Source organism: uncultured Aquimarina sp., from assembly GCF_947495315.1.
In the GTDB taxonomy this organism is placed as follows: Bacteria; Bacteroidota; Bacteroidia; order Flavobacteriales; family Flavobacteriaceae; genus Aquimarina.
The window spans coordinates 591,301-611,566 of sequence record NZ_CANLYD010000001.1 but is presented as its reverse complement, the minus strand read 5'-3'; the positions used below and the strand labels follow the sequence as shown (position 1 = coordinate 611,566).

Here is a 20,266-nt window from a genome sequence, read left to right as displayed (position 1 = left end):
TATCTATTCGTTTTTAAGTAATTTAATCGTTTGATAGGTGGTTCCTATAGCTATTCTTACAAAATATAAACCATTTGGTAACTCCTCAATAGATATAAATTGATTGTTATCTGTTTCAATCATTTTAAGAATTCGACCATTAACATCATGAATAGATAGCTCTCGTTCTCCAAAGAAACCTGAAACCTGAAACTGTTGTTTCGCTGGGTTTGGATATAATGTAAAACGATCTTCCTCATTTTCTTCAACACTTAATACATTACTTACAGTGATGGTAAATGTTACACTTTCTTTATTCGAATTAGCATCAGTAGCAGTAAGAGTAATCATATGATCTCCTGCACCCAATAAAGTACCAGCTACTGGATTTTGAGTAATCGTAGAAGTCAAAACAGATCTATTGGTATCACAATTATCAGTAACTTCTACTCCCACTGTAAAATCTGCCAGTGTATGCATATCGCCTGTATCAAAAGTAACTTCGGTATCAGAAGGTAAGGTAGTTGCGTTAAATACAGGAGCTATCGAATCTTCTACGGTTACAGTTGCATTACATATATTACTGTTACCGTTTGTATCAGTAGCAGTTAGTGTGACTAAATTGTCTCCAATAGTAGCGCAATCAAATGTCGAGATATCTAAACTTAAAGACGCTATCCCAGAAAGATCTGTTGTACCATTATCTACCTGATCTGCTGTTATCGTAACATTACCTGTATCATCAAGCTGTACGGTTATGTTTTGACAAACCAATGTTGGATTAGTAGTATCAACTACATCTACTGTTCTGGTTACTTCTGTAGCAACATTGCCAGAAGCATCCGTAGCATTATACCTAATTGTATAATTTCCTACGGCATCTATAAAATCTGAACTATCGATAACAATATTTGTTATTACATCATCTACAGTAGCTCCTAATTCTGTATAACCGGTTCCTAATTCGATTGTTTGTGAATTGTCTCCAGTCAAAGTGATTACGGGAACCGTGGTATCAACTACATGTACTGTTCTCGTTACTTCTGTAGCAACATTACCTGAAGCATCTGTAGCGTTATATCTAATTGTATAATTTCCTATGGCATCTACAAAATCTGAACTGTCAATAACAATATTTGTGATTCCATCATCTACAATAGCTCCCAATTCTGAATATCCAACTCCTAATTCTATGGTTTGTGGATTGTCCCCGATCAAAGTGATTACGGGAACTGTTGTATCAACTACATGTACTGTTCTGGTTACTTCTGTAGCAACATTACCTGAAGTATCTGTAGCGTTATATCTAATTGTATAATTTCCTATGGCATCTACAAAATCTGAACTGTCAATAACAATATTTGTGATTCCATCATCTACAATAGCTCCTAATTCTGTATATCCAGCTCCTAATTCTATCGTTTGTGGATTGTCTCCAGTCAAAGTGATTACGGGAACCGTGGTATCAACTACATTTATTGTTCTCGTTACTTCCGTAGCAACATTACCTGAAGCATCTGTAGCGTTATATCTAATTGTATAATTTCCTATGGCATCTACAAAATCTGAACTGTCAATAATAACATTTGTGATTCCATCATCTACAATAGCTCCTAATTCTGTATATCCAGCTCCTAATTCTATCACTTGTGGATTGTCTCCTACTAAACTAATCACTGGTGCAGTCGTGTCTACTACATGTATTGTTCTGGTTACCTCTGTAGCAACATTTCCTGAGGCATCTGTAGCGTTATACCTAATTGTATAATTCCCTACTGCATCTATAAAATCTGAACTGTCGATAACAACATTTGTGATTCCATCATCTATATTTGCTCCTAGTTCTGTATAACCAACGCCTAATTCTATGGTTTGTGGATTGTCTCCGATCAAAGTGATTACTGGAGCTGTAGTATCTACCACATTTACCATTCTAATTACCTCTGTAGCAACATTACCAGAAGCATTCGTAGCATTATACCTAATTGTATAATTCCCTATTGCATCTACAAATGTAGAATTATCAATCACTACAGCTGATCCATCATCTGTAGTAGCACCTAATTCTGTATAACCAACGCCTAATTCTATAGTTTGTGGATTTTCTCCTAATAACGTTATGGCAGGTGGCGTAAAATCACAGCTCATATCGTTAAACATCGCTTGATTATCTATATTCGTCCAATTGGCAGCACTGTAAGCAGCAACATCTACCACAATACAATTTAAATCAGCATTACTGGTAGCTGAAAAATAAGTAATACTAGTATTGTTTCCATTTTTAATATTTAAACTTGATAAATCACAATCATTAGCCTCAAATACTACTAAATTTGTTAACCAGCTTACATCAATCTGTACTATTGGGTTTTCGTTAATAAGAACTTCTTCAAGCAGTATATTTTGACTTAAATCTATTGCTGTTATATTGTTTTGAGAAATCACTATAGAAGTTAAGCTTGTATTGCTATTCAAATCAATATTTTGGAGTGCATTCCCCCATATACTTAATCGTTCTAACGCAACATTTTGAGAAAGATCAATTGCGGTAAGTGAAGTACAATTTTGAATAGCTACATATTCTAAAAGTATATTATTAGATATATCAATTGCACTGATTGAATTATTACTCAGACTTAAATTCTGAAGATTTGTTAATGCAGTTAGATCAATCTCAGTTAAGTTAACATCGAATAAATCAAGAGTGCTAATATTTACATTATTAGATATGTCTATTGCTGTAAAACTATTTGATCTTGCAGAAAAGTTTTGCAATGCTATAAAATCCTCAATCCCTGTAATATCCGAAATATTTTTACTATTCAAATCTAAAGAAGTCACTACTTCAATATTTGCAGTTGGCACTTGTCCATCACCAGAAATATCATCATACCCAAGTGTTTCCAGAACACTTTCAAAGTTACTATCTGGAATCAATGTATAACGGCAATAGGTATCACTAAAATTTGTAGTTGCATCAATAGTTGTCCAATTGGTTGTGCTGTATGATGCATCGTCTACTTTTATACACGCTAAATTTGGATTATCGTTTGCTTCAAACGTACTAATACTAGTGTTTGCTCCATTTCGCATATTCAGTTCTAGTAAATCATTTACCTGTACTTGTATCTGGGTAAGTACTGTATTATTTGTTAAATCAAGCTCTGTGATATTATTGTTGTATACTCTTAATCGTCTTAGCAGAGGATTGTTACTTATATCTAGTACCGTTAACTCATTACCATTTATTTGAAGAATTTCAAGACTGGGATTATTGCTTAAATCTATAGCAGCAATATTATTTTCCTCTACCCTTATGTCATCTATTAATGGATTATGGGTTACATCAAAAGTTGCTAAGTTATTTTCAATAGCTCGTACACTTCTTAATACAGGAAAATTTGAAAGATCTACCGAAGACACATTATTGTTACTAAAATAAAGTACTTGTAGTGCTACAAAGTCTTCAATTCCTGTTAAATCACTAATATTTGAATTTTGCACATCTAATGTAGATACCACCTCTATAAGTGCGGTTGGTACTTGTCCGTCTCCTGGAATGTCATCATAGCCCAATGCATCAAGAGCAGCTTCAAAATTAGCATCTGGAATAGCTGTATAACAATCCAAAGCAATTATATAATCTCCCAGTTCTAATGGACATTCGTCATTTCCCCAACGTACCCAAACATTATAGGTTGCTGCTGTTAAACTTGAAATGGTTTGCGGGCTAGCGGTATCTTCATAATTATAATCGTAATTAGCCCCACCATCGATACTGAACTCTATATTGCTTCGCGTACTATTATCTAAAAAAGTAAAAGTTAACGTTCCATCCCCTCCTGTACAGGTTTCATTTTGTGCTGCTACAGAAGCTACTGGATACTCATCTACATCTAATGCTACTGTATTAGAATTAATAGTGCTACAATTATTTGTTAATTGCATACGATACCCATAGGCATCCATTGAAAACGAAGGATTCGTTATTGTTAAAGTAGTTGATGTAGCTCCTGAGTAGGTGCTATCATTACTAATATTAGACCATCCACTTCCATCATCCACTTGCCATTGTAATGAATCATAATCTGATCCTGAAACGGAGAAACTCGTTGCATCTCCTTCGCAGATTGAAACATCACTTGGCTGGCTTGTAATGGCAGGATTTACAGCTATATAAGCTGTGCCTACTCCAACAGCATAAAATGCATTGGTTACTGATTGCTCTTGCTGAGAGCAAGTTCCGAATAAATCTACGGCTGCCTGGATGGCACCTGCTCTTGCATCGGCATAATCAGAAGTAACTGTTAAATAATTGGATTGCATCTGCCAAACGATAGCCGCCGCATCATAGACATCTATAGCCGTTATCATATAAGCATCTCCAAGATCATTAGTTCCAGAACCGCCGTTGTACAATAACCAAAACCAATGATTTAACACACCACTATTGGTATGTACTCCACAATAATCATTATAACTACCACTTGCAGCATCTCCATTTGGTGTACATCCAGTGACATCGTACCAATACGTTCCTCCATAAGTATCTGGTTGATTATATGCGTTCGGATTAGAAAACGAACGCAATGCCCCTCCTACGTTTTGATCATTTATTCTTGATGGATCAGTAGTGGTTCCGTGGTTATCATTAGCATAGTTTTCTATAACCATCGCCCAGATATCAGATAATCCCTCATTTAAGGCTCCGGACTCGAGTTCGTAATCCAAATTAGAAGTAGCATTATTGATACCGTGTGCAATTTCGTGTGCAACGACATCAAGTGTCGTTAGTGGCGAATAAGAACCTGCTCCATCTCCATATAACATAAATCCAGCAGAATTGCTTATTGCTGCCCAAGCTGCATTGGTTAGATTGTTATCATAATGAATAAGAGAAAGAATAGCGCTATTACTACCATTATAGCTGTTCCAGCTGTGTTCTTCTTTCCAGTAATCATAAATCAATTCGGTTCCCCAATGTGCATCGATAGCATATATATTATCATCTACGATCATCTCTACGGGTGTCCAATTATTGTCATTATCCGTAAATTCATAAAAAGGACCATTAACATAATCAGTACCGTTTCGCATATCAAGTGTTATAATTCCCGTTTTTGTACCTATTCCTTGCGTAGATAAATTCCAATTATTTCCTGTAGCACGAGTTTCATCGTTCAAAACATATTCACTTCCGTCTAATTTAGTTTCAAAATTTACAGAACCTGTATACGCCGCATAACCTGAACCCGTAGCATAATAAGAAGTTAAATTTTTATTGAAAGTACTTTCTTTTTCTACCCTACTGGTTCCCTTCTCAAAACAGGCAAAAAGGCCACTCTTAAACTTTAACACTTTTCCATTAATAGCATCAATATATAATCTTCCCATTTTATGAGTTGATCCTTTAGTTCCGATACCAATGGCATAGGCCAAATTCAAATTACCTACTTTCCGATTTGGTAATATGATTAATTCAATACTGTTGGAAGGATCATTCGTGAAACCTTCTTCAGTAAGCCAAAAGACTTTTTCATTATTAAAGTAATCTTGAGCAATTGAAATTACTTGTTTCTTTGATATTTGGGGAGAAGTACTGACTCCTGAAATGTCAAAATACACCCCATTATAAGAAGTGTTTACTCCATCCTTTTGATGAAGTTTAATCATACCCATCTCTACTTTGATACCTTTATAGTATTGTTGGTAAGTAGTATGTGTTTGCTTTAATTTATCCTGGGTATTTTTCTCTGCCTTAAATTCTATTCCTGAAGTATTTTTCATTGTAGAAAATAATACTGTTTCAAAACTTGATTTTTGAAATGTTGGCTCCATCTTGGTAAGAGGAATTTTTGTAAGTCTGGATTGTTGTCCGTGAACTATCCCAATTACAAACAGGCTAATAATGAATAGTAATTCTTTTCTCATAAGGGAATCATTTAATAGTTTATCTTTTATATATTACTCCTAGTTGTAAAGCCTTTAATTTTGAACAAAAAGAGTCTGCATCACTTTAAAACATTTAAAGTGAAAAGCATTATTGTTTTTAATCTTTTTACGGGAATTCTTAGTTCTCTACATACATTTTTAGCAATCTAAACAGAAGCAAAAAAATCATTGTATGTTTTGCGGTTTCGTTCTTTATTGAATCGATCAGTATCCATAACATATTTAATTTTAGGTTCTTATATCATTTAATTAAAAGTAGGCTTGGGTAATTTTAATTTTTATAACTCTTCCTTTTTTATAGTTCAAAAGTACTTCTGGGTTTTGTTTTAAAAAACTAAAATGGGAGACTTATGGGAGACGTTAATTTTAATTCTCATTTTTAAACTTCTATCATAAATATAAATTGTCTTAATGAAGCTACAGGTTGTAATCCCAATTTTTTACGTAATCGCTGTATTGCTTTTTTAACTCCTGCTATGGATATTCCCATGAAGAAAGATATCTCAGAATTATTAAAATTCATCTTTAGGAAAGCAGCAAGTTTAAGGTCGTTGTTTGACAAGTCTTTATTGAGTGCCAATAATTTTCTATAAAACAAAGGATGCACTTCTTCAAAATGTGCTTTAAACAATTGATAGTGGTCTCCTTTTTTCAAATTATCGGCTATAGTACCATTTATCCTTATTAATTCTTTTTTAATGTCTAATGTAACTAGTTCACTAACTTGATTGAGTTGTTGTTGTACTTTTTCTAAACACTCATTTTTAGCATCTAATACTAAATAATTCGTGGACAAAACTCTATTCAACTGATTGGTTTTCAACAAGGTATTATTCAACTTTTTCCAATATGTAATTGTTGCCAAAGTTGCTCGTATTATAGATTTTTGGTTTTCACGATGTACATATAAATACTCTTTATTATAGGTCGAAAAAATGTCTTCGATCTGTACTTCCTCTTTACTTAATACAATTACAGGAATATCTTTATACATACTAATTTGTCTCAACACATCTACTAGTTTTTCCCATTCACTATCAATGATACTGTCCAAAACGATGGTATCAGGACTCACATCCCAAGATTCTATATTGTTTGGAATTGTATCCATCAATTGTATTTTAATATTCTGTGCTAACAACGATTCTATGAACTCTAGTTCTTTATCAGAAGTAATTACAGATACGATAGCATCTTCATAGCTGTTCTTATATGGAGTATCCATATCAATCATTCGCCAAATATTTAATTGCTGCCTCTTTATCTGTAAAAAATTTAATCTTACTACCTGTATAACTGATATATATTTTCATTAGTAAGGATACAATTCCTACGGAACCTACCAGTGCTGATTTTTTAAGTTTGGGTTGTACTAGTTTTCCTAATTTCTTGATAGATCTTATCGCATTTGGGCTGGTTTTAGAGTTTTTGAGGTATACCAAGGCTCTTACGGACTTATCGGATCGTTGCAATCCCATTTCCACCGCATCAGCAACACATTTAATAATATCTTCATCTTTATATAATCCTGTGAAATCAATTTGGATATATTCTACATTCATATAATGTTTCCAAGTCGGAGGCATATATATCTGAGATTCTTTATCAACCATAACTTGTATATTTAAGGGGACCATATCTAGTTACTGTTTTTGTTTATTTTTTTAATTTTTTTTCTATCTCCTGTAAATTATTCAGGGTATCTTCCAATTCTTTTTTCTTTGCTTTCATCTTTTGAATCATTGCTAACTGATTATTCGGGTTTTCTGAATTAAAAATCATTTTAAAAAAAGGTAACATAGCTAATTGTTGAATACACATCAAAATAACTAACAAAATTTGTTTTCTCTAAAAAAACCGAGGGGACACTTAGGGGGACAGGTCTTTATTCTCTTTAAAGACAAGGGATTCCAAATACCTTTATAAAACTATTAAATAAGGATATTTCTCTTCTATAATAGTCGATCAAATAAAAAAATCAGATAGATTTTATGTATTCTTCAAGGTTTATATCTTTAGAAAGATTCATTTTTTTTCGTAAACGACTTCTTGATTTTTTGACCGCTTCAATGGATGTAAAACGTAGTCGAGCAATTTCTTTTCTTCCTAAAGACATACGTAAATAGATACAAATCTCAAGATCTGTTTTAGTCAAATTAGGATGAATTTTTTTGATGCGTTGAGCAAACTCATAGTTCAGCGTTTCGATATCATTTTTGATCAGTGTTAACTGAGAATCCTCTAACAATTCCGATTTTAGGCCGGCAATCAGGTTTTGTATGGATATTGACTCATCATTAGAAGCTACTTTTTTAAGATTTTCAACTAATTTTTCTTTAGACTTCAGTTGTTGAAAGGTTTCGGAGCGTAATTCTGAAACCTCTTCTTCTTTCTCTGTAATACGGTCTGATAACTCTTCTATATCGGTAGACAGTTTTACCAACTGTTTTTCGGTCTGTAATTGTATTCTATTATTCAGAATGATCTGAAAACCTACATATAATAACAAACCATAATTGATCAAATATTCGGTTTGTATCACAAGCATAGCGTTCAAAAGATCATTAACTAATATACATCCAGTCACTATCATACTAATCAATATCCCTTTGGCATATGGTTTTTTGTGTCTTACTGCAAGAATGATATGATAGAAACCTAACAAAACTACGTAAAAACCAAATATTTGAAACAATAGAGCACTATAGGTCGCATAAAAAACTGGAGTTATGATCACATATAAAATACCTAAAACAGGAATTATAACACAAAAACGAATAAATTTTAAAGAAAAATAACCCGGAAATAGTGAAAAGTGATACATCATAACAGATCCTAATGCTCCGTAATATCCTATATATCGTATCTTTTGAATAACTTCAAACGAAATTTCTGGAATGAAGTGATAAATCAAGGCTTCTCCTACAAATAACTGCCGAGACGCTCCAAATAAACAAAACAATCCGAAATACAAAAAGTAAGGGTACTTGGGAAAACTGAAGAAGTTTAAAATCTGATAAACCCCAAAGAGTAAAATCAGAAAGGTTATAATTCCTTCAATCAGAGGTTTTGTTTTATTCTTATTGATAAAATATTTAGTTTCCTGAATCCTGCTTCTCAACGCAAACCCACCCCCCTTGCGATGCTTATGGTTAGATACAAGTAACATAACGTCCAAAATTTGTTCATTTGGTAACTCAAATCGTAAAGGACGACCATCTATCCTTTCATTATCTGGATTCTTTGAGATCTGTCCGTGAGAAATCACCTTACTATCGTTAATCCATACTTGAGCTGCAGCAAAACAACGAGGCAAAGTGAGCATAACAGAATTTTGCATATCTGTTCTTTTTACAAGAAATCTAAAAGTCCCATACCCTCTCCCTTCATCTATTTTTTGAATCCATAGGGCTGTGGGCCAATTAATTGTATCAACTGATTTTAATAACCCAGGAACAAAGTTATTATTTTCATCAATAGGCCATTGTTTCCAATAAAAAAAGCTTTCTCCCCGAAGAGAAACCTCGGGATTTTGGCTAAAATCCCAACCGGAAAGATCTAATATTCCTTTTTTAATAGTCGGGACATCTTGATTTTTAGGCGTACAACCCGGGAAAAATACCGAAAGTACAACTATAACATATATCCAAAGTTGATGCTTTCCAAATGATATTAAAGATACTGATCGTTCCATTTATATAAGGGTGACTACGACACTATCAAATATAATTTAAAATAGGATGGGAATCTCAATTTTTAGAAGCGCTTTTATTCTTAAAGCATATGAACTCATTGCAAATCAAAAAGAAAGGATTCAAAAAGGGTTGATTTTATGATTCTGTTATATTGAACGGAGTCGAAATGTATTAAAAATCAAAAACCCTTATTTCTCGACTCCGCTCGAAACGACAGAGATAGTAGCTTTTTAAATGCTTTCTTTGAATGAATTTGATTAGATCCCTATTCGATGACCATTCGCTTGGTATCCACTTTTTGACCTTCTATATACAAGGTAAAGAAATAAATTCCGGAAGCTAATCCGTCACTATTGGTATGTAATTCACCTTCACCACGATCCTGTAAATCGACAGTTGATATAATTTGTCCGCTTGTATTGCTAAACACGATAGCGGCTCTATTCACTTCTAACGGAAGATAATATTTGATAGAAGAAGTGCCATTAAATGGATTAGGGATATTTTGATATAATATGGCAGTTTGAACTTTGATATTATTATTTTCGGGAACACCTAATGTTTGTTCTAAAGCCTCCAAACGTGAAGTCAAATCATCGATCTCGTCCTGCTGAGCTGAATTTTCATTTTGCAATGCAGTTATTTCATTTTGAGCTGTACTTAGATCGGATTGTAAATCTGATAACATAGGCGCTAAATCAACCGATACAGAGGTTCCGCTCTGAATTTCTATAGTAAGATTCGTACCTGTTAGTGTAGCATCAGTTAAATTTTGGTTGTCCGTATTGGTGAAGGCTGAAATATCAACCGAATTTCCATTACTAATACTCAATATATTACTATTCAATGCTAAAACTTGACTATCCGAACCTGTTCCGTCTTGTAAAGCTAAAAGGTCGACAGTATTTGTTCCTCCAGAGATGCTTAACGTAGTCCCACTTAAGGATATCTCTTGATTATCGGTGTTGGTATAATTCGAAAAATCTACCGAGTTTCCATTACTAATATTTAATATATGATTGTTCAAATCTAACGTCTGGCTATCGGTACCTGTTCCATCCTGTAAAGCAGAAAGATCTACTGTATTTATCCCAGCCGAAATACTTAAGGTGGTACCGCTTAGAGATAACTCTTGATTGTCAGTGTTATCCAGGTATTCGGAAAAATCTATGGTAGTAATCCCTCCAGAAATGCTTAAAGTATTATTAGTAATCGAAAGTTCCTGATTATCTGTATTATCTAAGTAACCCGATAAATCCACTGATGAAGCATCATTGGTTAGACTTAACGTATTTCCCGATAATTGTAAGTCTTGTCCATCTGTATTATCTAAGTACGCTGAAAGATCAACAGAGTTACCATTACTAATACTCAACGTATTTGTCGATAACTCTAAAGTTTGACTATCACTTCCAGTACCATCTTGTAATACTGAAAGATCTACCGTATTAGTACTTCCTGAAATACTCAATACATTATTGGTAAAAGATAACTCTTGATTATCTGTATTATCCAGAAATCTCGATAAATCTATCGTTGTAGCATCGTTAGTCAAACTCAATGTATTCCCTGATAAATCCAGATCTTGTGCATCGGTATTATCTAGATAAGAAGAAAGATCTACAGTATTTGTTCCTCCCGAAAGGCTTAAAATATGTGTAGATAACGACAATTCCTGATTATCGATTTGGGGAGACCAGGTTAATGTGCCAGAACCATCTGTAGTCAATACCTGATTAGTAGTGCCATCAACAATAGGAAATTCGTAAACTCCGGCTATGTTTAAGCTATTGGCAATTTGAAGTTTACCAGTATTGTCTAATGCAGCGATTGGTGTCTCATTATATATACCCCATACCCATCCAGCTCCCTGACTATTGCTGGTAGAAAATCTTACGTTGATATGTTCGCCTACAAAAGCACTTGTTACAGGACCATATTTATATAATGAATTTCCTTGCTCGGCATCTATTTGAATACCATATTTTTTGCTAGTTCCAAAGTAAATTCCATGATAATCAGTTGAACTTAAATAAAAATTGTCAACACCTGTAATGTTATTACTATTCATATTTAGACGGGCAGTAGCTTTATGATTTCCTAGGTTATCTCCTGTAGAGGTTACTGTTGTCCATGCACTGCCGTTCCAGGTATATACAATATCATCCTCAGTATCATAGACCATCATTCCCTCGTTAGCTGTTATTAATTTTTTGCCTAAGTCGGTTCGTTCAGAATTCGTTAACCTGTTTATTAGAAATCCTTTATTAGTATCAGCAAGCTCTAAAGATGCTCTACTGTTTGGAGCATCGGTACCAATACCTACACTTAGTGGTACTGTTGCACCTCCAAGTACCATTGTACTATCCACAGCTGCTATAGCTTCATTACCTACAGCGTAGGAATACCTTCCTGAAGCAATGGCTCCTTTACCAAAAGCAACTGACAAGGAATCTGTAGCCTGTGCTTTATAGCCTAATGCTATATTATAATTGGCACCAGAGGTAGCACCTGTGTCATCGGTTTTGGCTTGATATCCGATCGCGATCCCTCCATCTGCTTGTACAACAGTATTGGCTCCGATGGCAATAGCTTCTGTATTATCTACATCGACAGATCGACCGATACCAATAGCATTGGATTGATCAATCGTATTTTGATGCCCAATCCCAACAGAATAGTCAGCATCTGTACTCATATGAGTTGTGTATCCCAGCCCTATAGCTCCGGTTCCACCAATACTAGATTGTGAACCCATCCCTACTACTTGGTGTGCATCTATAAAAAAACTGTACCCTAGCGTAGCTACATCATTACCACCATAACTTGAAGTCCCCCCGTCAAGTTCAGAGTAAGCACCTATAACTGTATTTCGGGCGTTATTTAACTGTCCTGTACTAGAACCAGAAGAAGCATGGTTAGAAAAATCTGCATAAGCACCAATCATCACATTATCACTTCCTTCTCGATTGGTATATCCCGCTTCATATCCTAAATAAGTATTGTTATTTGAACTTGTGGTAACGTTGGTTCTATTATTATCATAACCCGCTCTAGCTCCTACAAAAGTATTATAGCTAGAATATTCTGTAGCAGCACCGGCAGCAGCACCGATCATGGTATTATAAATGCCACTACTTATATCTGTGGCTGTAGAGTCTCCTACTGCAGTATTATGATGTCCTTCTTTCAGATCTGCCAAAGATCCAGACCCTATCCCAGTATTCCTATATCCAGTACCATCGCCAGATCCATTGACGCCCGTACTAGCTCCACCAGATTGGTTTCCTACAAAAGTATTATCATATCCTATCTGAATATTTGCTCCTGCGTCCTCACCAACATAAGTATTCTCATACCCTATAGTATTAGAAGCACCAGACTCTTCGCCAATAAAGGTATTATCATATCCAATAGTATTCTTTGCTCCTGAATCTGTACCTACAAAAGTATTATCCGCTCCTGTGGTATTTAATGTTCCTGAGTAAGCGCCTAAAAAAATATTGTCCGAACCTGTAGTATTTGCATATCCAGCTAGGTATCCTATAAAAGCATTTTCTTGTGCTGTTGTATTATATTTTCCAGCTCCAAATCCAATAAATACTGTTTTATTTCCTGATGTTAAAGAAGTACCTGTACTATCTCCATACATAACATTATAACTTCCTGAAGTGATACTTTCCCCAGATCCAGTACCTGAGAGTTCATTAAAGGTCTGTGATTGGATTGTCATCATAGCACCAAAGAAAAGTGCGACTACAAAGAATAATTGTTTACTCATAACATAAGGGGTATAAAAGGTTCATATAATTTGGTTGTGTAAAGTTATAGTGACTACTTTTAGTCAACACAATGTTTCAGGAGACAAATAGGAGACATTTTTTTAAGTGCTGCTATTTTAACATATCTGTATTTCTGGATGCTACAAGATGCATAGAACACTTTGGAATACCTTTCCTACTAACTTGTTAGTCAAGAGATTTATGCTAACAAAAAACCACCCAGTAACCTGAGTGGTTTTGTCTTGCAACCTTATTTTCTACGACCCCTTAACTTCGTAGAACTAAACTTCCTGCAAAAAATAAATTGTTTTTATCTATTCGTTTTTAAGTAATTTAATCGTTTGATAGGTGGTTCCTATAGCTATTCTTACAAAATATAAACCATTTGGTAACTCCTCAATAGATATAGATTGACCAGCATCTACCTTTTCTATAAGTAAACTACGTCCGTTAACATCATAGATGGATAGCTCTGCTTCTCCTGAGAAACCTGAAACCTGAAACTGTTGTTTCGCTGGATTTGGATAGAGTGTAAATACCTCTTCTTTGTTTTCCCCGACACTTAAAACATCATCAGTAACCGTTATGGTAAAAGTTGTAGTTTGTTCATTTGCATTATCATCTGTAGCCGTAAGGATAATCACATGATCACCAGCCCCTAATAAAGTACCTGCTGCAGGAGTTTGAGTAATAGTAGTAGCTAAAGCAGCTCTATTCGTATCACAATTATCCGTAACAACCACTCCATTTGTAAAATCTGCAAGGGTATAGATATCACCCGTATCAAAAGTAACTTCAGTATCAGAAGGTAATGTAGTTGTGTTAAATACTGGAGCTATCAAATCTTCTACAGTTACAGTTGCAGTACAACTACTTTCATTTCCATTGGTGTCAATTGCAGTTAGTACTACTGTATGATCTCCAATAGTAGCGCAATCAAATGTCGAGATATCTAAACTTAAAGACGCTATACCAGAAAGATCTGTTGCACCATTATCTACCTGATCAGCTGTTATAACAACATTACCTGTATTATCAAGCTGTACGGTAATATTTTGACAAACCAATGTTGGATTAGTAGTATCTACTACATCTACTGCTCTGGTTACTTCTGTAGCAACATTGCCCGAAGCATCCGTAGCATTATACCTAATTGCATAATTTCCTACGGCATCTATAAAACCAGAACTATCAATAACCACAGTACTTCCATCATCTACGGTAGCTCCTAATTCTATATAACCAGCTCCTAATTCTATCGTTTGTGGATTATCTCCTACTAAACTAATCACTGGTGCAGTGGTGTCTACTACATGTATTGTTCTGGTTACTTCTGTAGCAACATTACCCGAAGCATCAGTAGCTTTGTACGTAATTGTATAACTCCCTAAAGCATCTACAAAATCAGACATATCAATTATAGCATCACTACCATCATCGGTGGTAGCTCCTAATTCGGTATAGCCAGTCCCTAATTCAATCGTCTGTGGATTATCTCCACCTAGTGTAATCACTGGCGCAGTAGTATCTACAACATTTACCACTCTGGTGACTTGATCTGCCATATTTCCTGAGGCATCAGTAGCGTCATAATAGATTGTATAACTCCCCACAGCATCTACAAAATCAGTAGCATTGATCATCACATTAGACCCATCATCAGTAGTGGCTCTTAACTCGGTATAACCTGATCCTAATTCTATGGTTTGTGGATTATCACCAACTAATGTAATCACTGGTGCAGTAGTATCAACAATATTCACCATTCTGGTAACTTGAACTGCCATATTTCCTGAAGCATCCGTAGCGTCATAATAGATTGTATAATTTCCTACAGCATCAACAAAATTAGTAGCATCAATCACAACATTGGACCCGTCATCCGTCATTGCTCCTAATTCTGTATATCCGTCTCCTAATTCTATAACCTGAGGATTATCTCCGGTTAATGTGATTACTGGAGGTACATTATCTTCTACAGTAACAATCGCTACGCATGTATCAGTGTTTCCATTATTATCAATGGCCGTTAATGTTACCATGTTTTCGCCAATATCAGTATCGTCAAAGTCTGTAATATCAATATTTAAAGACGCAATGCCCGCAGCATCGGTAGTACCACCATCAACTTGTGTAGCAGTAATACTTACATTTCCTGTTGTATCCAATTGCACTGTAATATCTTGACAAGCCATTGTAGGTGCTATAGTGTCTACAACGGTAACAGTACTTGTACATGTTTCACTATTCCCGTTAGTATCCGTAACGGTTAAAGTAACGGTGTTAGCACCTACATCACTAGTCGTAAAACTTGATGGACTTACTGCTAAAGATGCTATTCCTGAAAGATCACTAGAACTATTATCTACTTGTGTTCCTATTATAGTTACCGTTCCAGAAGAGTTTAAAGCTACATTTATATCCTGGCAAATCGCTATTGGGTTGGTAGTGTCAACTACATTAACTATTCTTGTTACTTCTACCGCTGAGTTTCCAATTGCATTCGTAGCATTATATGTAATCGTATAGTTTCCTACAACATCCATAAATGCAGTAGCATCAATTACCACTGTAGAACCATCATCTGTATTCGCACCTAATTCTGTATATCCTACTCCTAACTCTATTATTTGAGGATTTTCACCATCTAAGGTAATAACAGGTTGAGTACAATCATCATTATATGTTGCACCTGCATCAATAGTCCAACTCCCATAGATTCCTGAGCCTGCATTTGCAGCAACAGGATCATCTACGCTAATACAGTTAAGTTGAGAATTGCTTAATACATTCAAAGAGGTTATATTAGCGTTATTCCCATTTTTTAGATTTAAAACAGATAGTTCATTTCTATCGACTAGAATTTCATTTAGTAATGGTAAGCCAGAAAGATCCAGAGATTCGATAGAGTTTCTGGCACAACTCAGCAGTTCTAATTTTGTATTTTGATTCAAATCTAATCCGGTTAATAAATTATTACCGCAATACAATTGTTTTAATTCTGGAAATAATGAGACATCTAATGAAGTCAACTCATTACCAAAAAGTTGTAATATTCTTAATTCTGGTGACACTAAGGTTAGTTCTGAAATATTATTAAAATCTGCAATTAGTATTTCAAGCTTTAAAAGATCATCCAGATTTAACGTAGTCATGTCATTATTTCTTTGGATATTAAGGGTTTCGAGTTCCGACAAATTACTTAAATCAATAGATAGTATAGAATTCCCTCTCATATTAAGAAAAATGAGTTCTGTAAAATCCTCTATACCTGTAGGATCGACAATTCCTTTATTACTGACATCTAAAGTCGTTAAAGTATTAATTAATGATGTAGGTACCTGACCATCACCCGAAATATCGTCATAGCCTTGTGATCCTAGTGTTGCCTCAAAATTCGCATCTGGAATAGCTGTATACTCGCAATAATTACCAGAAAAACTAGTTTGTGAATCGATATTTAACCAGTTGGTTGTTGAATATAAAGGGTCTTCTACCCTAATACAGGTTAAATCCGGATTCGATCTTGCATCGAAAAAGGTTATATCTTCATAAAAAGCGAGGAACGCATCCAAATAAGTTAATGCATTTGAGGCTACATCTAATGTTACCAGAGATAGATTTAATGAAAAATCTAATGATGTTAAATTATTATCATTTACATCAATATCTACCAGTAAGGTGTTTGGTGTGAAATCCATGGAATTTAAGCCTGTACTCCTAGCTATAAAGGATACTAGTTTTGTATTTGATGAAATATCCACCGTTGCAATATTATTATTACTAACTATAAGGTTTTCAAGATTGGACAGTGGGCTTAGATCTAAAGTTGTTAGATTATTATCAGAAACATCTAGTAGAGTTAGTGACGAAAAATCTTCAATCCCAGAAAGGTTAGCTATATTGTTAGATTTTATATCGAGACTAGTAACCACATTAATTAAGGATGTTGGAACTTTATTATCTCCTAAATAATTATCATAGGATAAATCATTTAATGCACTTTCGAAATTAGTATCTGGAATATCTGTATAGTTAATTTCAGAAAGTATAATATCTGCGATTTTAGCGGGACATGTATCATCTCCATATGCAGCCCATACATCATAATTAGTAGCTGACAAACCTGCAATTTCTGCAGTTCCCAAATTATCATTAAAGGTATATGGATATGTAATCCCACCATCAATACTAAACTTAATTTGAGTTTGACTAGCATTATCGGTAAAGGATACTAAAATCCTACCATCAGACATTCCTCTCGATGGATTCACATTTGACACTGTTGCGTCAATTCCCAAACCACTTCCTATAGTTACATCTCCAATTTCTTGAGCGCAAGAATCATCTTCCCAACGCGCCCAAACGTTATAATCGCCCGGATCTAAATTATTAATCGCTATACTTCCTAAAGCATCACTATAACTATAATCATAGCTAGTTCCACCGTTTAAACTTATTTCTACGATGGTTTGCCCAGGACTATCTACTAAACTTAGTGATATGCTTCCATCGTTTGTATCACAAACAGTTTCATCGGTATTAGTAGTTATTGTAACGGGAGGTGTATTTATTATACCTATAGTAAAACTTCCTAAGCTTACAGGACAATCATCATTATCATAACTTACCCAAACATCATAATCTCCCGCAGCTAAATCAGGCGCCATACCCGTTCCTGCATCATCATCAAAAGTATATGCATATGACACACCATTGTCGATACTAAACTGTATCATATTTCGTGTTCCAGTGTCCGCAAAACTAAACGTTAATATTCCATTATTACTCCCACAATTTGAGTCTGTTACGGAAATCGTTGCCGTAGGATTAGCTTCCCGTATAATTGCATAACTTCCTAAATCTACTGGACATTCATCGTTATCCCAACGCACCCAAACATCATAATTACCTGCCGCTAGATTTTTAGCCGACTCACTTCCTGCATTGTCATTATAAGCATAAGGAAAAGATACCCCATTATCTATACTAAATTCAATACCAGTTCTCGTAGAATTATCAGTAAAATCAAAAATAATTTGGCCATCTCCACCTGCACAAGTTGCATTTTGAACAGCTACCATAGCAATAGGTACCTCTTTTACAGTTAATGTTTTTCTATCTGATATTAAACTACCGCCACAAGAACTCCAAATGATACAACGATATTGATTTTCATCTAATGAAAAAGGTGCATTATTTACTGTTAACACAGAGGTTGTTGCTCCAGAATAAATACTACTATTGGAGATATAGTTCCAACTACCATCGTTTACCTGCCATTGATATCTGGCAGCTGCAGTTGCAGTAATTCTAAAACTTGTATCCTCGCCTTCACAAATTTCTTTTGCGGAAGGATCTAAATTAATAGCTAAATCTGTACAACATTGATTATCTTCTATCATCGGAGATATGTCACTACAACCCGTAGGTGCTGTAAATTTCCTCATTACATGATTGGCTCCTCGTATATCATCAGCATTTAATGAATAATTAGTAACACCAGAAGCAATAGCGTAATGCATAACAGAATTAGAGTTAATTACATGACCTAATTGATGAGCGTGCCCTAACTCGTGTAATGCAACGCTTTTAAAATCTATTAGACCCGCAGAAGGTGCACCTCCTCCATAATACCAGTTTGTATCATCATCCCAGGTAATATCAATTTCACCAACAATAGCACTATCAGTTAATGCACAAATACCTATGTAACGTCTAGTTACTTGACCAAGAACACCAGTTGGTAATTCATCACCATTATCAAAACGTACTATATTAATATCGTCTCTGGCTGTCTCATCTGTTGTTGTAGTCGCTCCAAAATTAAAATTTACAAAAGTCTCACAGTTCCATAATTGAAAAGCATCTTCAAAAGACCCTTTAGCAATACTACTATTGAAATCATTATTGTATTGAAATGTATAACCACCATTACCATCGTTATTTGTTAAAATAGAAGGATAAGCTATACCTCCACTAGTTAAGCTAAGGTGACTAAAATTAATTTTTAAAATTTGACTACTATCAGTAGACACAGGATCACTATTGGTTACACGAATTTTACCTGTCCCTGCATTAGTTGGTACTCTTACTTTAATTTGTAAGTCAGTCCAACTAACAATCTGAGAATCTAAAGCATCAAAGTAAGTTGTTCCACCCGTATTAGCATTTGGAAAACTTACTTTTCCTCTAAGAGTACCAAAATTAAATCCATCAATTGTTAGAATATTTCCAATTCCTGCGTTAATAGAAGTATGAGAAATAGCCAAAATAGTAGGTGTTATAAGAACAGCATTATTAGCTTTACTTTTTGCAGGTTTTAATTGTACTTGTTCCCAATTGGTACGTGTAACTTTTTGAATTTTCTTTATCAATACATTTTCTATAGATTCATACTCCTCAAAAACACCTGAAGCTTTTCCTGTTAATTCATTATACTTAATAAAACCTTGTGCTGCAGCGACCATTTCATATACATCACCTCTAACAGGGAATTGAACAAAACTTTTCTTTAAAAAAAATATACCTTGATCACCATTATATAAATTAGCAGAACTAGATGTCATCTGTATTTCATCATCCACTTGACCACCAAGAACAGTTACATTGATAGTTTCAGTTCCAGATCCTTTTGCTCTATTATAAACATCAATGCTATAAATAGTATATATATTTTTTTTATTATTATCCCATAAAGAGTGCATTTTTTTAACCTTACCTTCTACGATTTGAGTAGATTCTTTTATTCGTTTCTCTAAGGAAACAGGTTCCATTAAGGTTCCACATTGTTGGGCATAGGTCGTTAGTGTAGTGACAAAATATATAGTTAGGGTTACGAGTAATGATTTTTTCATA

6 protein-coding genes are annotated in these 20,266 nt (G+C 34.6%); all 6 read right to left on the bottom strand.

Going from position 1 to position 20,266, the window contains the following annotated elements; genetic code table 11:
• Positions 1–3: 3 nt before the first annotated feature.
• Complete coding sequence (locus Q0910_RS02495) at positions 4–5,910, bottom strand: immunoglobulin-like domain-containing protein (protein WP_299212175.1); 5,907 nt, start codon at positions 5,908–5,910, stop codon at positions 4–6.
• A gap of 400 nt (positions 5,911–6,310) precedes the next feature.
• Positions 6,311–7,165 (bottom strand): hypothetical protein, encoded by an 855-nt coding sequence (locus Q0910_RS02490; RefSeq protein WP_299212173.1) that lies wholly within the window; start codon positions 7,163–7,165, stop codon positions 6,311–6,313.
• A complete protein-coding gene (locus tag Q0910_RS02485) occupies positions 7,158–7,544 on the bottom strand; it encodes an STAS/SEC14 domain-containing protein (protein ID WP_299212170.1) in 387 nt (128 codons plus the stop codon). The genes Q0910_RS02490 and Q0910_RS02485 overlap by 8 nt, the downstream gene beginning before the upstream one ends.
• A gap of 365 nt (positions 7,545–7,909) precedes the next feature.
• Positions 7,910–9,625 carry a 7TM diverse intracellular signaling domain-containing protein gene (locus tag Q0910_RS02480; protein WP_299212167.1) on the bottom strand — a complete coding sequence of 572 codons (1,716 nt, stop codon included), beginning with the start codon at positions 9,623–9,625 and terminating at the stop codon, positions 7,910–7,912.
• Between the two features lie 266 nt (positions 9,626–9,891).
• Positions 9,892–13,407 carry a T9SS type A sorting domain-containing protein gene (locus Q0910_RS02475; protein ID WP_299212164.1) on the bottom strand — a complete coding sequence of 1,172 codons (3,516 nt, stop codon included), beginning with the start codon at positions 13,405–13,407 and terminating at the stop codon, positions 9,892–9,894.
• Positions 13,408–13,722: 315 nt separating this feature from the next.
• Positions 13,723–20,265 (bottom strand): immunoglobulin-like domain-containing protein, encoded by a 6,543-nt coding sequence (locus tag Q0910_RS02470; protein ID WP_299212161.1) that lies wholly within the window; start codon positions 20,263–20,265, stop codon positions 13,723–13,725.
• Position 20,266 lies beyond the last annotated feature (1 nt).

What these genes read in the sequence shown, in the direction of transcription:
- Q0910_RS02495 (WP_299212175.1), bottom strand. Translation starts at nt 5,910, where the DNA reads ATGAGAAAAGAATTACTATTCATTATTAGCCTGTTTGTAATTGGGATA.
- Q0910_RS02490 (WP_299212173.1), bottom strand. Translation starts at nt 7,165, where the DNA reads ATGATTGATATGGATACTCCATATAAGAACAGCTATGAAGATGCTATC.
- Q0910_RS02485 (WP_299212170.1), bottom strand. Translation starts at nt 7,544, where the DNA reads ATGGTTGATAAAGAATCTCAGATATATATGCCTCCGACTTGGAAACAT.
- Q0910_RS02480 (WP_299212167.1), bottom strand. Translation starts at nt 9,625, where the DNA reads ATGGAACGATCAGTATCTTTAATATCATTTGGAAAGCATCAACTTTGG.
- Q0910_RS02475 (WP_299212164.1), bottom strand. Translation starts at nt 13,407, where the DNA reads ATGAGTAAACAATTATTCTTTGTAGTCGCACTTTTCTTTGGTGCTATG.
- Q0910_RS02470 (WP_299212161.1), bottom strand. Translation starts at nt 20,265, where the DNA reads ATGAAAAAATCATTACTCGTAACCCTAACTATATATTTTGTCACTACA.